Here is a 15,068-nt window from a genome sequence, read left to right as displayed (position 1 = left end):
GGCTCTTTTAATATACGTCATTCTTTCTCATTCTTGCCCGCCAGTTCCACTATTGTCCGTGCATAAATCGCCGCAGCTTGAAATAAGTCTCCAACAAAAGCATATTCATCTTTTTGATGTGCGACATCTGGACGTCCCGGGAACAGTGCACCGAATGCAACACCTGTTTTCAAAGCGCGTGCATACGTCCCGCCACCGATTGACAGCAGATCTGCTTTTTTGCCTGTCTCTTCTTCATATACACGCTTCAATGTTTCAATAAGTGGATCATCCGGTTGCACATAATGAGGTTCACTATTCGATATAACAGACAATTCCGCTTTTTCTTTTTGAATCCTCTTTTTCAGCTTTTGTATTTCTTCATTAAACGAAAACGATGCCGGATAGCGCACATTTACGCCAATTTGAGCAGACTTCCCTTTTTCATAACGAAAAATCGCTGCATTCACAGTTACGTCACCCATTTCAAGATCCGTCGCCGCAATCCCTAATGCCCGTCCGCGCGTGTCACCATCGAAATAACGTATCATAAAATCAATATAAGCGATAGATGCTGTATCAAGACGCTGATTGCTCAAAAATCTAGCTAACATGAGCGCCGCATTTTGTCCGAAATCTGGCTCCATTGCGTGTGCAGATGTTCCTTTCATTTCTAGAACAACAGCACCGTTTTCAATGTGATAATTGCCTTCAAAATTGGACTCATTTATATATTCTGTGTAGTTTTGTAAAAAAAGTGTATGATTTTGATCGATTAATAAAGATGCACGAGCAAAATCAGGTACCATATTATACCTTTCTCCACTTTCAAATGCTATCATCGCAACAGCCGCCTCATCCGGCGCTGGCAATGAGAGCTTGATCTGGACATCAGCAATTCCTTTTTCCGCAAAAATAATTGGAAAATCAGCATCTGGAGCAAATCCAATATCCGGCATTTCTTCCGTTTCAAAATAACGCTCGACACATTGCCAGTCACTTTCTTCATCGGTGCCAATAATCATCCGTACCCTTTTTTCTAGTGGGATGCCAAGTTCTTTTACAATTTTCATCGCGTAATAGGCTGCCATTGTTGGTCCTTTATCGTCAATCGCTCCCCTGCCAAATAATTTACCCGATTCGAGTTCTCCACCAAACGGTTCATGCGTCCAGCCGTCCCCTGCCGGTACAACATCCACGTGGCATAATACCCCAATAAGTCCGTCTCCTGAGCCTATTTCTAGGTGTCCAGCCACATTTCCTGTATTTTTTATTGTGAATCCATCTTTTTCACCAAGTGAAAGCATATAATCGAGTGCCTCTTTTACGTGAGTTCCAAATGGTGCTTCTTTTGTCCCCTGTTCGGTTTTAACACTTGGAATTTGAATGAGTTTCTGAAGATCAGCTATAAATTCATCGCGCCGCTCCAGTATTTCGCCCATCCAGTTTATATTATTCATAGCGATTCCTCCTTGTTTTTATTTTACAACGGAACGTGTTGACAAACCAACTTCATATTTATTCACTAAATTGTAAATTTTCTGAATATAAATTTACAATCAGTGTTATTTTCCGATTAAAGGCATAATATCATTAAAAAAGGGTAAACAAAGTGTAAATTCAACCTTTTTTTCTAGCTAAATAAGAATAAATACAGTACACTTTAGTTGTCAGACACTTTATACTATTTTGCAAAGGAGATGTCTGAGACACTTTATTATAATTGGTAAGATCATTTGCTGCCGTCTGTTGTTATGCCTTAGGGAAAAAAGACGAGGGAGTGGTTTTTTGAAACCGACTACAAATCGGATGCTAAATCGCATTAAATCCGTCTACATGTATATTAAAGAAAATGGTACTGTGACAACACAGGATATTGTAGATGAGTTTGGCATCACCCCGCGCACCATTCAACGCGATTTAAATGTACTGGCTTATAATGAGCTCGTCTTTAGTCCAACACGCGGAAAATGGACAACGACAGAAAAAAAGGTGAGAATGACATCGTAACCCTTTCATACTAAAAAAACGGCTGTCCGCGATGCGGGCAGCCGTTTTTTTTAGTTTTCTTTTAGGATGTTTACTTCGTCTTCCGTCAGTTCCCTGTATTCACCGAGTTCAAGTGATTCATCGAGTGCAAGCGGCCCCATCGATAAACGCTTCAAGTACAACACTTCTTTATCAACCGCTATAAACATGCGTTTCACTTGATGGAACTTCCCTTCTGTAATCGTCAGTTCGATTTCAGATTCAGCCCCGTTTGATAAAATGACGAGTTCAGCTGGCTTCGTTAAATAACCATCTTCCAATGTCACACCTTTAGCAAAAGCTTGCACATCTTCCGCCGTTACATTCCCTTTTATTTGAGCAAAATACGTTTTCCCCACATGTCGCTTCGGTGACAGCAAGCTATGAGACAATTGTCCATCATTCGTTAGCAAAAGCATGCCTTCTGTATCTTTATCAAGTCGTCCAACCGGATGCGGATCGAAATGCTTGTGAGATTCATCAAGTAAGTCAATGACCGTTTCATCGCGCTTATCTTCTGTTGCCGACACAACACCATCTGGCTTGTTCATCATTAAATAAATAAATTCACGATACTCAACCGGTTCATCGAAAAGACGGACATCATCCACAGCCGGGTCCACGTGGGTTTTTGCCTCTTTCACCATCGATCCATTTACTGTCACACCGCCGTCTTTAAGCAGCTTTTTCACTTCTTTCCGGGTGCCTATCCCTGAATTCGCGAGCATTTTATCAAGACGCATACCGTTCCTCTTTTCTAAAATTATGCTTTTTTCAAGCGAAGTTTTCGTTTAATTCCATCTAAGCGTGAGCCAAACAAAGTGTCTAAAAGCCCTGATTTGCTGCTTAAAGCAAAATACACAATCGCTCCCGTAGCTGCGCAAATGATAATAATCAAGAAAGACGGCCACAATGAAGCTGGAGAAAGAACGAGTGACAGCAAGCTATATAGACCGAACACGACAATGGACATCACCACATTAAACAAAACAATCAAGCTGATTTTTTTTCCAATCGATCGGAGTGAATAGCCAGCAAAGTAACGAATAACAAATAAGTTAATCGTAATCGATGACACAAACCCGAGTGCTGTTGCATAGACCGCTCCTTCTGTTTCAAACATTTTTATAAGCGGAATATTAAGCGACAGTTTCACTAAAATACCTGTCAGCAAACTTAAAATGGTAAATCGCTGCTCATTGATTCCCTGCATAATGGCTGCTGTAACCGAGAAGAGCGCAAATAAAATGGCCACCGGTGCATAGACACGCAGTACGTCCGTTCCAAGCTCGCTATGAGCGTAAAATACCGTATAAAGCGGCTCTGCCAGCAGCGCAATCCCGATCGCTGCCGGTATCGTTAAGAACAGCAATACTTCAAATGTTTGATCAAGCTGCCGTTTCACAATAGACTGATCACCTTGTACAAATGAACTCGTTACCATTGGCACAAGTGTCATCGCAAAAGCAGTCGCTAGTGAAACCGGAATAATGACTAGTTTTTGTGTACTGAAGTTCAACACACCAAATGCCGCGACGACCGCCTGATCCGCTAGGCCAATTTCTGACATGGCCCGTGAAAAGGTTACTTGATCAATGAGCTGATAAAGCGGAATGGCAATGCCGACAAAAATAAATGGAATCGCATACAGCACAATTTCTGAATACATACCGAACAAGGACACATCTGTCTGCCCTTTGTCTTTTTTCACCAGTTCATCCAATTGCTTTTTCCGCTTGAAAAAATACCAGAATAAAACAAGAAGACCGAAAATCGCTCCAATAAAGGCAGCGAATGTTGCTACACTTATCGCTGTGACAACGGAGCCACCCATTAAATGAATCACAATGTATGCACCAGTAAGCAAAAAGGCTATGCGGGCAATTTGCTCCACAACCGTTGATACAGCGGATGGTCCCATTGATTGATGCCCTTGGAAAAAGCCACGCATTAAACTCATAAACGGGACGATGATGAGCGCAAAACTCACAGCGCGAATGACGGTCGTCACTTGTTCAACCGTATAGACTTGCTCACTGTCTGGAATAGACAATTCTGCAAAAAATGGCGAAAATATATACATAATAAGAAAAGCGGAAAAACCCGTCAATGTCATCAATAAAAGACCTGACTTAAAGAGCTTTCGCCCGACCGCATATTCTTCAATCGCATTATATTTCGCTATGTACTTGGATACGGCAAGTGGTACACCTGCAGTTGCGATGCTAATAAAAATGGTATATGGCACGTAGCCGTAGCTATACAAAGCAGCCGCTTCTTCTCCACCTATAATTTTATAAAATGGAATGACATAAAAAAGACCAAGAAACTTTGAGATGAACGTTCCGATCGTTAAAATGAACGTTCCGCGTATTAAATTGGATGACATCGTTTAATCCCTCATTCTTATAAATAGAGCACCAATTAATAGTGTAACTCTTTCATTTGTTTCTGACAATTTTTTTCACGTCTGCTATAATGAACAAAGTTTGAATTAGGAGATGACGTTATGTACGACGTAATCGTTGTAGGCGGCGGGCCCGCTGGACTGATGGCGGCTATTGCAGCTGGACGCGCGGGTGCACGCACACTGTTAATTGATAAAGGGAAAAAACCAGGCAACAAACTGCAAATTTCTGGCGGCGGCCGATGTAATGTAACGAACCGGCTGCCAGTGGAAGAAATCATTCGCCATATACCGGGCAATGGACGATTTTTGTACAGTGCCTTTTCCGTCTTCAGCAACGAAGACATTATCCGCTTTTTCGAAAATCTCGGTGTAAAATTAAAAGAAGAAGATCATGGCCGCATGTTTCCCGTGTCCGATCGGGCGCAGGATGTCGTTGAAGCACTGCTTGATGAACTAAAACGTCTTCGTGTAGATTTGCGGCTTGAATCACCTGTGAAAAAATTATTGATGAGTGACGACCGAATAATCGGTGTCCGGCTCAAATCTGGCGAAGAAATTCGCGCCGGGGCTATTGTACTCGCAACCGGAGGCAAAGCGGTTCCGCAAACCGGATCAACGGGCGACGGCTATCCGTGGGCAGAACGCGCCGGACATACGGTAACGGAACTTTTCCCGACAGAAGTACCGATTACGTCAAAAGAACCATTTATCGTCAACCGTTCGATGCAAGGACTGGCGCTTCGTGACGTCAGCTTATCCGTGCTAAATAAAAAGGGCAAAACACTCGTGACGCACCGGATGGATATGCTCTTTACCCATTTCGGATTATCGGGGCCTGCAGCGCTTAGATGCAGCCAATTCGTCGTGAAAGAATTAAAGAAAAATGGATCTCCTATCTACATGTCCATTGACGCATGGCCAGATGGCAATGAACATGAAGTAGGCGTCCGAATTCGCAAATGCTTAAAAGAAGAGCCAAAAAAATCCATAAAAAATAGCTTGAAAGGCCTGCTTCCGGAACGCTATTTACACTTTTTGCTTGAACGTGCAAACATTGATTTAGATACACCCGGCAATCAAGTGGCAGACAGCGCGATTCGTGAACTCGCTTCATTGATGAAATCATTTAGAATTGCCGTCAATGGCACGCTGCCGCTTGAAAAAGCATTTGTCACCGGCGGCGGCGTATCTGTAAAAGAAATCGGACCAAAAACAATGGCATCAAAAAAGAAACTCGGCCTCTTTTTCTGTGGGGAAATTATCGACATTCACGGCTACACGGGGGGCTACAACATTACTTCCGCACTGATTACCGGTCATATTGCTGGCACAAATGCAGCTGGCATAAGTAAATCTCTTTTATCGTAACGAAATCTAAAAAGAGACTGTACGAAAAATCGCACAGTCTCTTTTTTCTTTTTTATTTCGGTACTATTTCACCTGTATAGTCAAGCATTCCGCCTGTCATATTTGTTGCTTTATAACCATTTTCGATCAAATAGCGCGATACATTTTCGCTACGTTTACCGGAGCGGCAGATGATAATATATTCTGTTTCTTTATCGAGACGGTCTAGATTTTCAGGGATTGTGCCCATAACAATATGTTCAGCTTGTGGAATCATACCTTCTGCTACTTCTTCTTCTTCACGTACATCGATCAGTTCAATCTTTTGCCCGCTTTCAACCTTTTGTCTTACTTCTTCTGCTGTAATCGTTGGAATCACTTTCATCATCCCTTCAAATTAATTAGCAACCACGTTCACAAGTTTTCCTGGAACGGCAATCACTTTACGTATCGTCTTACCAGCAAGATCTTCCTTGAACTTTTCATCCGCCAGTGCGATCTCTTCCATCTGTTCCTTCGTTGCATCTTTTGAAACCATTAATTTCGTCCGTAATTTTCCATTTAACTGGATCACAATCTCCACTTCATCATCAATTAACTTCGATTCATCAAATGTTGGCCAAGCTTCATATGTTACCGTTTCATTATGACCAAGCTTTTCCCACAATTCTTCTGCAAGATGTGGTGCGAGCGGCGCCAATAATTTCACAAAGCCAGACGCAAAATCAGCTGGAATCGTTTCCGCCTTATTCGCTTCATTCACAAACACCATCATTTGTGAAATCGCCGTATTAAAATGAAGACCGGCATAGTCATCTGTTACTTTTTTCACAGTTTGATGATACACTTTTTCAAGCTCTGTACCGCTTTCTGTCACTTTTTTAGTCAACGATCCATCATCCGTTACGAACAAGCGCCAAATTCGATCAAGGAATCGGCGTGCGCCGTCAATACCGGTTGTACTCCACGCAACAGAAGCGTCTAACGGCCCCATGAACATTTCATATAGACGCAGTGTATCTGCACCATGACTTTCAACGATTTGATCCGGATTCACAACGTTTCCTTTTGATTTACTCATTTTTTCATTATTTTCACCGAGAATCATTCCTTGGTTAAACAATTTTTGGAAAGGCTCTTTCGTATGAACCACACCGAGATCGTACAACACTTTATGCCAGAAACGCGCATACAGAAGATGAAGAACGGCATGCTCTGCGCCGCCGATGTAAATATCAACTGGCAGCCATCGTTTTAATTTTTCCGGATCAGCAAGTGCTTCCGTATTATCCGGATCGATAAAACGAAGATAATACCAGCAACTTCCTGCCCATTGCGGCATTGTATTTGTCTCGCGGCGTCCTTTTTTACCGGTGGCGGGATCGACAACATTCACCCAGTTTTCAATGATTGCAAGTGGTGATTCACCTGTACCGGATGGACGAATTTCCGTCGTTTTCGGCAAGACGAGCGGCAGTTCAGATTCTGGAACGGCTGTTGATGTACCATCTTCCCAGTGAATAATTGGAATCGGCTCACCCCAGTAGCGCTGGCGGCTGAACAGCCAGTCGCGCAGACGATATGTCACTTTTTTCGTGCCGACTCCTTCTTTTTCAAGCCATTCAATCATCGCTTGAATACCGTCTTCTTTATTTAATCCGTTCAAAAAGCCAGAATTCACATGCTTACCGTCGCCTGTATAAGCTGCTTCTTCAACATTTCCGCCAGCAACAACTTCTGTAATCGGCAGTTCAAATTTCTGCGCAAATTCATAGTCTCGTTCATCATGTGCAGGAACGGCCATAATCGCACCTGTTCCGTATGTGATCAATACATAATCGGCAATCCAGATCGGCATTTTTTCGCCGTTGACTGGATTGACTGCATACGCCCCTGTGAACACACCCGTTTTGTCTTTCGAAAGGTCCGTACGCTCAAGATCACTTTTCGATTTCACTTGATTCACATACGCTTCAACCTTTGATTTTTGCTCTGCTGTCGTTATTTTATCGACAAATGGATGTTCAGGCGCGAGTACCGCATACGTTGCGCCAAACAATGTGTCCGGACGCGTCGTGAAGACCTTGAACGTCTCATTGTACCCATCAATCGCAAACGTTACTTCAGCACCTTCAGAGCGGCCAATCCAGTTTCGTTGCATTTCTTTAATGCTTTCCGGCCAATCAAGTTCGTCTAAATCTTCAAGTAAACGATCCGCATATTTCGTGATTTTCAGCATCCATTGACGCATCGGACGGCGCTCGACGGGATGACCGCCCCGTTCTGATTTTCCATCAATAACTTCCTCATTCGCAAGTACTGTACCTAACGCCGGGCACCAGTTAACCGGCACTTCATCAACGTACGCGAGATCTTTTTTATACAATTGTAAGAAAATCCATTGCGTCCATTTATAATAATTCGGATCTGTCGTGTTAATTTCGCGGTCCCAGTCATAAGAGAAACCAAGTGATTTAATTTGACGACGGAAATTGTTAATGTTCTGTTCCGTAAATTCAGCGGGATCATTTCCCGTATCAAGCGCGTACTGTTCTGCAGGAAGTCCGAATGCATCCCAGCCCATCGGATGAAGGACGTTGTAGCCCTGCATACGTTTGAAACGGCTTAAAATATCCGTTGCTGTGTAGCCTTCTGGATGGCCGACATGAAGTCCTGCGCCAGATGGATATGGAAACATATCAAGCGCGTAAAATTTCGGTTTTTCCGGTTCTTCGTTCGTTTTAAATGTTTTATTTTGCTCCCAGTATTGCTGCCATTTCTGTTCAATTTGCTTATGATCGAAATTCATTCGTTGAACCTGCCTTCCATCTTATGTAATCTACAAATGAAAAAACCCCCGCCCCAAAATATGGGACAGGAGAGAATTGTCTCTTCCTGTGGTACCACCCAATTGTGATTGTACGCGTTGAGTATACCGGACTGCACCATCCATCCGCCGGCTCTCTTCATTATAAACCTTTAACACTCATTGTAAAAAAATTTCGGTTAATATGCAAGCGCATTTTACCCGGGACCACGTTCATGTTAAAATTTTACCTTGGATGGAGCATGAAAGGAGGAATGATCATGACAAACCCATTTCCTTACGCAAGTGATGATAAGCGATACCTTACGTGGAATTATCATTTACGTGAGCATTTTGGTCATAAAGTGTTTAAAGTAGCACTTGACGGAGGCTTTGACTGCCCGAACCGTGATGGCACTGTGGCGTTTGGCGGCTGTACATTTTGCAGTGCAGCCGGTTCCGGTGACTTCGCTGGTGATCGTGTTGATCCACTTGAAAAACAGTTTAATGATATAAAAGCCAAAATGCATCAAAAATGGAAAGATGGCAAATATATGGCCTATTTTCAGGCATACACAAACACACATGCACCCGTTCATGTGCTTCGCGCGAAATACGAACGGGTATTGAAGCAAGATGATGTTGTTGCATTATCGATTGCAACACGACCAGACTGCCTGCCAGATGACGTCGTGGACTATTTAGCCGAACTAAATGAACGTACTTATTTATGGGTCGAGCTTGGTCTGCAAACGGTTCACGAACAAACAGCTCAACTGATCAACCGTGCACATGACTTCCAAACGTATGTTGAAGGTGTTGAAAAACTGCGTAAACATAATATCCGTGTCTGCTCCCACCTTATAAATGGACTCCCGCTCGAAACGCCAAAAATGATGATGGAAACGGCTCAAGCGATAGCTGATCTTGATGTACAGGGAATTAAAATTCATTTGCTACATTTATTAAAAGGGACACCTCTTGTGAAACAGTATGAAAAAGGACTGCTCAACTTTTTATCATTTGACGACTACGTCCATCTCGTGTGCGATCAGCTTGAAATATTGCCGCCAGAAATGGTCATTCACCGCCTTACAGGCGACGGTCCCATTAACTTAATGGTCGGCCCAATGTGGAGTGTAAACAAATGGAAAGTGTTGAACGCTATTGACGCTGAACTCGTCCGGCGTAGCAGCTGGCAAGGGAAATTGTACAAAAAGGCCGTGTTGCAACCATGACACTCGACGGCATTTTACCATTCGCACGAATTCTGCTTGAAAAAACAGTGTCTGCCGGCGGTTTCGCTGTCGATGCTACAGCAGGCAACGGCCACGATACACTCTTTTTAGCGAAGCTTGTTGGCGAATCTGGACACGTTTTCTCATTCGATGTGCAAGAACAGGCAATTAAAAATACAGGCGAACGCTTGAAACAGGCGAGTGTTTCAAACCGTGTATCGCTTTATCATTCCGGTCATGAGCAAGCAGCAAAGCTCATTCCGGCTGACTATCACGGCCGATTATCTGCTGCTATTTTCAATCTTGGCTATTTGCCAAAAGGTGACAAATCGATCGTAACAAAACCCGATACAACGATCGAAGCGGTGCAGCAATTGTTTACGATGTTGAAAACCGGTGGTGTCATTGTGCTCGTCATTTACCACGGACACGAAGAAGGCGCTGCTGAACGCGAAGCAGTCGTGTTATTCACAGAGACGCTGGATCAAAAGCACGCTCACGTCATGCGCTACGAATTTATCAATCAAGCAAACAATCCGCCATTTATCATCGCGATCGAGAAGCGGTGAGCGTGAACAAGTATGTGAATTGATTTTAAAAGGATGAGATGAGGCGTGACGGTCATCGGTGGATTGACCGGCTGGACGTTACTAACGCTCGTTATTGCCCCCATTGTATATGAAACGCTATCGAAATGGATAAGGGGGAAAAGCATAATTTAAGTGACAGGCAGTCTTCCAACGAGGAGGCTGCCTGTTTTTGTAACGTTGTGTACGATTCGTTGGCGTTGTGTGCGAACACGCTAAAAAATCGAAAAGCCCGGAGACGATGAAGTCTACGAGCTTGTTTTTAATGAAGTCTCACTTTATTTCAGAACACGAAAAAAATCTATTACTCAGCTTTGTACATTTTCCGGATTGTTTTATACGTTCGTCCATTCCAGTAAAAGAAAACACTCGAAAATCCCGCTGTATGAACGAGCTTTCGGCACTGGTTTTGTACACTTTTCTTCTCAGTTGCTTTTTCTTCGGACAAATAAACCGCCACGATACCTTCAATTAAAAATGAATGAAACTTTGCGTGAGGAAGCGATTCTGTTCCTTTTTTGGCTTGCTGTAAAAAGTGTAAGAAGCGATCCATCATCACCGATTCATTTTCATAATAAGTACAAAAATTCAGCTCGCCGTCTTCTTGATCCTCTTCTTGATCGATAAAGTAATCAAGTAAAATATGGATGCCCTGACCGTATGGAAAGTAGCAGTCACGCACCATTTTAGCGTATGTCGGCGTAAAAGCTGGTCCCATTGCACACGACATTAAGCAGTACACACCAACCGTTGAACCGGTGCAAGCAGAAAATTCATACCATGTCATATCTGGCAAATCTGCTTTATAGCTTTCAAACCAGTGGATCAGCCGCTCTTCCCGCTCTTCTTCTCGCACATGCTTATGAATTTGCAATTCACTGTAATACTGGCTTAAATCCAGCACATGCGGCTTTGCGGCCGAAAATGATGGGGTATTCGCAACAATACGCCGGCATCCATCAACGAGCGCGTTTAAGTAGCCGCCATCGTCTTTCGTCTCGCGGAAGCGGTAATAATCACTTTTTGCCTCGCCGGGAAAGAAACAGTCGTGCAGCGCTTCATGCAGCGCCGCAAAATCATCCGGATTAAACGACCTCGTTTGATCGCACAAATTATCAAGATAATCACAAATGAGCTGATACGGAACAATAAATGCAATGGCATCTACTGATTTCTCACCTGCAAGCATGGAAATAATACCACCGGCTTCACAATGAAAATATTTTTTTTCATATACATCCAGCGCTTGTTGACGAAGCTCCGGATCCGGAATACGTTCCGCCATCACTTTCCATTTACTCCATTCCGTCTTTACTGCTGGATAAATGCTTTTATATGCTTTTCGCATTAATAATAGCGAATTTTTAGGGACATTCATTAAGTTACCTCACTTTTCAATAATAAAACCGAGTGCGCGCAATCGGTTATGAACAAAATCAATCGTATAGCGAAATACATCATCCCGCTCTGGTTCATTAAAAATTTCATGATACAATTTAGGCCATTCTTTATACTGCAGCTCGGATACGTCGATTTTTTTCGTGAATAAGCGGACAGCACTGCTGTCAACTATTTTATCATCGCCGGCCTGCATAATAAGATGAGGAATATCGGGTATTTCACCGGGCCCCGCAGCAACCATTTTAATCGCCTGGATGACTTCACGATACCAGCGGACCGACACTTTTCGGACAAACATTGTATCTTCCATGTCGAACGCCCGCACCTCTTCATTCCGCGTCGACATATCGACGGTAATGCCCGAGTCAAATTTTAGCGATGGCGTCATAGTATTAAGCCCGTGTGACATCATGTTTAAATGCTTTGGCGGCACGTGTTTCATTTTAAATAGTGGTGATGATAAAATGACACCCGCAAGTTCAGGCTTCTGTTCCTGCAAATAACGAGTAACAATCAGTCCGCCCATGCTGTGACCGAGTAAAAAAACCGGCACATCAAACTGATAGGCTGCATTGACCCAGTCAGAAATTTCATTTGTATATTCAGTAAAGGACGAAATATGACCACGCTTGGCACGTGATGTCATTCCTTGTCCTGGCAGGTCGCCCATAACGACATTAAACCCATTCTGCCGCCACATTTCAATAAGCCAGCCGTAACGTCCGTGATGTTCAAGTGCACCGTGCACGATGACGATCACACCTTTTGGTCGCCCTTCACACTCCCATTTCCACATAGTTGCTCTCTCCTTCACAAACGGCAATCGTTTTTTCTATTATACAAATCTTTTGGCTTTCGATAAAATAAAACGGTACATATAAAAAAAGAAAGGGGTTTCATAGATGATTTATCCTTATAAAGACAAAGAACCAGAGATTGCAGAGTCTGCTTTTATTGCAGATCATGTCACAATTACCGGTGATGTGAGCATCGGAGAGGAATCTACCATTTGGTACAATACCGTGATTCGCGGCGACGTCGCTCCAACTGTTATTGGAAATCGAGTCAACGTTCAAGACAATTCCGTCCTGCATCAAAGTCCGAACAACCCGCTCATATTAGAAGATCATGTGACGATCGGCCACCAAGTTCTTTTACATAGCTGTAAAATTAGAAAAGGTGCACTCATCGGCATGGGGTCCATTATTTTAGATAATGCTGAAATTGGTGAAGGTGCGTTCATTGGTGCCGGCAGCCTCGTTCCGCCTGGCAAAATCATCCCACCGAACACAATGGCATTCGGGCGTCCCGCTAAAGTCATTCGCGATGTTACTGAAGAGGACCGGAAAGATATGGAACGAATCGTCCGAGAGTATGCGGAAAAAGGACAATATTATAAATCTATTCAAAAATGATGTACAAGATATGCTAACAAAAGTATGGAAATGAACATTGCGTTTTTAACCTGTGATCCGATCATTTATTGGTGGATCCCACCAGCTGTCATAAAAGCATACCATCATACAAAAAAGACTGCCTGAAAGTCAAATAACTTTCAGGCAGCTTTTTATTATTTTGCTTCTGATTTCAAAAGCTCAGCTTTGTCCGTACGTTCCCATGGAAGATCCACGTCCGTACGCCCAAAGTGGCCGTATGCCGCTGTTTGACGATAAATAGGACGGCGCAGATCAAGCATGTTAATAATTCCTGCTGGACGAAGGTCGAAGTTTTTGCGAATTAAGTCAACAAGAACTTCTTCTGACACTGTACCTGTTTCAAATGTGTCAACAGCAATCGATACCGGCTGTGCTACACCGATTGCGTATGCAAGCTGAACTTCACATTTATCCGCAAGACCCCCAGCCACGATATTTTTTGCCACGTAACGAGCTGCGTAGGCCGCAGAACGGTCTACTTTCGTCGGATCTTTGCCAGAGAATGCCCCACCGCCATGACGAGCATATCCGCCATACGTATCAACGATGATTTTGCGGCCTGTTAAACCTGCATCTCCCTGTGGTCCGCCGATCACAAAGCGGCCTGTCGGGTTAATGAAAAATTTCGTTTCACTATCGATCAATTCAGCCGGTACGACTTCATTAATGACATGTTCGCGAACTTCTTTTTGAATTTGCTCAAGTGTAATTTCCGGATGATGTTGAGTTGAAATAACGATTGTATCCACACGAACCGGCTGGCCATGTTCATCGTATTCAACCGTTACTTGCGTTTTGCCATCCGGACGAAGGTATTCAAGCACTTCATCTTTACGTACCTGTGTCAGACGACGTGCAAGTTTATGTGCGAGTGAAATGGGCAGCGGCATTAATTCCGCTGTTTCATTGCATGCGTAACCGAACATTAAGCCTTGGTCACCGGCACCGATTTCGTCGATTTCTTTATCCGTCATCTGGCCTTCACGTGCTTCGAGTGCCACGTTTACACCGGCTGCAATATCGGGTGACTGTTCATCAATCGATGTCAATACACCAGCTGTTTCGTAGTCAAATCCATATTTTGCACGTACATACCCAATTTCTTTTATCGTTTCACGAACGATTTTTGGAATATCCACATAAGATGAAGTGGTAATTTCCCCGGCAACGAGTACGAGCCCCGTTGTGACAGATGTTTCCGCTGCTACACGGGCATTCGGGTCTTTGTCAAGAATCGCATCAAGTATCGCATCGGAAATTTGGTCACAGATTTTATCTGGATGTCCTTCCGTTACAGATTCTGATGTAAACAGGCGACGCTGTTTTGTCATGAAAAAATTCCTCCTTTAAATCAGTATGGGTACGGTACTCATATTCCCCCGATGATCCGGAAAATAAAAAAACTCTCCCGGCATAGAGAGAGGAAAGGTTGTTTTTACTCGGGCCTTTCACTCTTATCGTCCAAGGTTGATCCTTGCTCAGGTTTAGCACCTTTTCCGCGTTTTATACGGCAGGTTGCTGGGTTTCACAGGGCCTGTCCCTCCACCGGCTCAGGATAAGAGTATCCGTTCAAGTGTCAATGTTACGAAAGATCATTCATCATGTCAACCGATTTTTCTTAGAAAAAAGATAAGTTACATGTGCAGCATCATTTGTCGCAGATGAACGGTCAGTAAATTCCCATTGAATCGGACGGAAGAGAAACTTTATATGATCCAATATCACTCTTTCTTATTAATATAGTACACTGATCAAACCCCAAAAATCAAAAAAATCATTAAAATATAAAAATATCTTTAAATAGTATAGATTATTGATATTAATGTGTTATACTAA

General features: G+C 43.2%; 13 protein-coding genes and 1 riboswitch. Of the genes, 5 read left to right on the top strand and 8 right to left on the bottom strand.

From position 1 onward, the window contains the following. Positions 1-17 precede the first annotated feature (17 nt). Positions 18-1,439 (bottom strand): dipeptidase PepV, encoded by a 1,422-nt coding sequence (pepV, locus tag AWH49_RS02300; protein ID WP_063964514.1) that lies wholly within the window; start codon positions 1,437-1,439, stop codon positions 18-20. Between the two features lie 328 nt (positions 1,440-1,767). Between pepV and AWH49_RS02295 the strand changes: the two genes are divergently transcribed. Then, positions 1,768-1,989 carry a DeoR family transcriptional regulator gene (locus tag AWH49_RS02295; protein WP_018394194.1) on the top strand — a complete coding sequence of 74 codons (222 nt, stop codon included), beginning with the start codon at positions 1,768-1,770 and terminating at the stop codon, positions 1,987-1,989. Between the two features lie 50 nt (positions 1,990-2,039). Here AWH49_RS02295 and AWH49_RS02290 read toward each other — a convergent pair whose 3' ends face one another. Further along, complete coding sequence (locus tag AWH49_RS02290; RefSeq protein ID WP_063964513.1) at positions 2,040-2,750, bottom strand: pseudouridine synthase; 711 nt, start codon at positions 2,748-2,750, stop codon at positions 2,040-2,042. Positions 2,751-2,770: 20 nt separating this feature from the next. Beyond that, positions 2,771-4,396 carry a putative polysaccharide biosynthesis protein gene (locus AWH49_RS02285; protein ID WP_063964512.1) on the bottom strand — a complete coding sequence of 542 codons (1,626 nt, stop codon included), beginning with the start codon at positions 4,394-4,396 and terminating at the stop codon, positions 2,771-2,773. A 120-nt stretch (positions 4,397-4,516) separates the two neighbouring features. On the opposite strand from AWH49_RS02285, the gene AWH49_RS02280 reads away from it, so the two are divergent. Then, complete coding sequence (locus AWH49_RS02280) at positions 4,517-5,785, top strand: BaiN/RdsA family NAD(P)/FAD-dependent oxidoreductase (protein WP_063964511.1); 1,269 nt, start codon at positions 4,517-4,519, stop codon at positions 5,783-5,785. A 52-nt stretch (positions 5,786-5,837) separates the two neighbouring features. Here AWH49_RS02280 and AWH49_RS02275 read toward each other — a convergent pair whose 3' ends face one another. Further along, on the bottom strand, positions 5,838-6,149 hold the full coding sequence (locus AWH49_RS02275) for a rhodanese-like domain-containing protein (RefSeq protein ID WP_018394198.1): 312 nt from the start codon (positions 6,147-6,149) through the stop codon (positions 5,838-5,840). A gap of 12 nt (positions 6,150-6,161) precedes the next feature. Next, positions 6,162-8,573: a leucine--tRNA ligase gene (gene leuS / locus AWH49_RS02270; RefSeq protein WP_063964510.1), complete on the bottom strand. Its 2,412-nt coding sequence runs from the start codon at positions 8,571-8,573 to the stop codon at positions 6,162-6,164. A 272-nt stretch (positions 8,574-8,845) separates the two neighbouring features. On the opposite strand from leuS, the gene mnmL reads away from it, so the two are divergent. Next, positions 8,846-9,808: a tRNA modification radical SAM protein MnmL/YtqA gene (gene mnmL / locus AWH49_RS02265; RefSeq protein WP_063964671.1), complete on the top strand. Its 963-nt coding sequence runs from the start codon at positions 8,846-8,848 to the stop codon at positions 9,806-9,808. Continuing rightward, positions 9,805-10,377 carry a tRNA 5-(aminomethyl)-2-thiouridylate-methyltransferase MnmM gene (mnmM, locus tag AWH49_RS02260; RefSeq protein WP_034286360.1) on the top strand — a complete coding sequence of 191 codons (573 nt, stop codon included), beginning with the start codon at positions 9,805-9,807 and terminating at the stop codon, positions 10,375-10,377. The genes mnmL and mnmM overlap by 4 nt, the downstream gene beginning before the upstream one ends. 322 nt (positions 10,378-10,699) lie before the next feature. Here mnmM and AWH49_RS02255 read toward each other — a convergent pair whose 3' ends face one another. Beyond that, the gene (locus AWH49_RS02255; RefSeq protein ID WP_034286361.1) at positions 10,700-11,773 is read right to left on the bottom strand and encodes a tetraprenyl-beta-curcumene synthase family protein; all 1,074 of its coding nucleotides are present in this window, start codon (positions 11,771-11,773) and stop codon (positions 10,700-10,702) included. Between the two features lie 9 nt (positions 11,774-11,782). Beyond that, complete coding sequence (locus tag AWH49_RS02250; RefSeq protein WP_034286362.1) at positions 11,783-12,592, bottom strand: alpha/beta hydrolase; 810 nt, start codon at positions 12,590-12,592, stop codon at positions 11,783-11,785. 106 nt (positions 12,593-12,698) lie between these two features. Here AWH49_RS02250 and AWH49_RS02245 point away from each other — a divergent pair, with 106 nt between their 5' ends. Continuing rightward, a complete protein-coding gene (locus AWH49_RS02245) occupies positions 12,699-13,211 on the top strand; it encodes a gamma carbonic anhydrase (RefSeq protein WP_034286363.1) in 513 nt (170 codons plus the stop codon). Between the two features lie 155 nt (positions 13,212-13,366). Here the strand turns inward: AWH49_RS02245 and metK are convergent, their stop codons facing one another. Continuing rightward, the gene (gene metK / locus AWH49_RS02240) at positions 13,367-14,563 is read right to left on the bottom strand and encodes a methionine adenosyltransferase (protein ID WP_018394206.1); all 1,197 of its coding nucleotides are present in this window, start codon (positions 14,561-14,563) and stop codon (positions 13,367-13,369) included. A gap of 120 nt (positions 14,564-14,683) precedes the next feature. Then, positions 14,684-14,794, bottom strand: a riboswitch (SAM riboswitch). Positions 14,795-15,068: the final 274 nt, after the last annotated feature.

The organism is Domibacillus aminovorans (genome assembly GCF_001643235.1).
Lineage (GTDB): Bacteria > Bacillota > Bacilli > Bacillales > Domibacillaceae > Domibacillus > Domibacillus aminovorans.
This window is presented reverse-complemented; position numbering and strand designations above follow the sequence as displayed.

Excerpts from the sequence above, each read along its gene's own strand:
- pepV (WP_063964514.1), bottom strand. The coding sequence starts at position 1,439 with ATGAATAATATAAACTGGATGGGCGAAATACTGGAGCGGCGCGATGAA.
- AWH49_RS02290 (WP_063964513.1), bottom strand. The coding sequence starts at position 2,750 with ATGCGTCTTGATAAAATGCTCGCGAATTCAGGGATAGGCACCCGGAAA.
- AWH49_RS02285 (WP_063964512.1), bottom strand. The coding sequence starts at position 4,396 with ATGTCATCCAATTTAATACGCGGAACGTTCATTTTAACGATCGGAACG.
- AWH49_RS02280 (WP_063964511.1), top strand. The coding sequence starts at position 4,517 with ATGTACGACGTAATCGTTGTAGGCGGCGGGCCCGCTGGACTGATGGCG.
- AWH49_RS02275 (WP_018394198.1), bottom strand. The coding sequence starts at position 6,149 with ATGAAAGTGATTCCAACGATTACAGCAGAAGAAGTAAGACAAAAGGTT.
- leuS (WP_063964510.1), bottom strand. The coding sequence starts at position 8,573 with ATGAATTTCGATCATAAGCAAATTGAACAGAAATGGCAGCAATACTGG.
- mnmL (WP_063964671.1), top strand. The coding sequence starts at position 8,846 with ATGATCATGACAAACCCATTTCCTTACGCAAGTGATGATAAGCGATAC.
- mnmM (WP_034286360.1), top strand. The coding sequence starts at position 9,805 with ATGACACTCGACGGCATTTTACCATTCGCACGAATTCTGCTTGAAAAA.
- AWH49_RS02255 (WP_034286361.1), bottom strand. The coding sequence starts at position 11,773 with ATGAATGTCCCTAAAAATTCGCTATTATTAATGCGAAAAGCATATAAA.
- AWH49_RS02250 (WP_034286362.1), bottom strand. The coding sequence starts at position 12,592 with ATGTGGAAATGGGAGTGTGAAGGGCGACCAAAAGGTGTGATCGTCATC.
- AWH49_RS02245 (WP_034286363.1), top strand. The coding sequence starts at position 12,699 with ATGATTTATCCTTATAAAGACAAAGAACCAGAGATTGCAGAGTCTGCT.
- metK (WP_018394206.1), bottom strand. The coding sequence starts at position 14,563 with ATGACAAAACAGCGTCGCCTGTTTACATCAGAATCTGTAACGGAAGGA.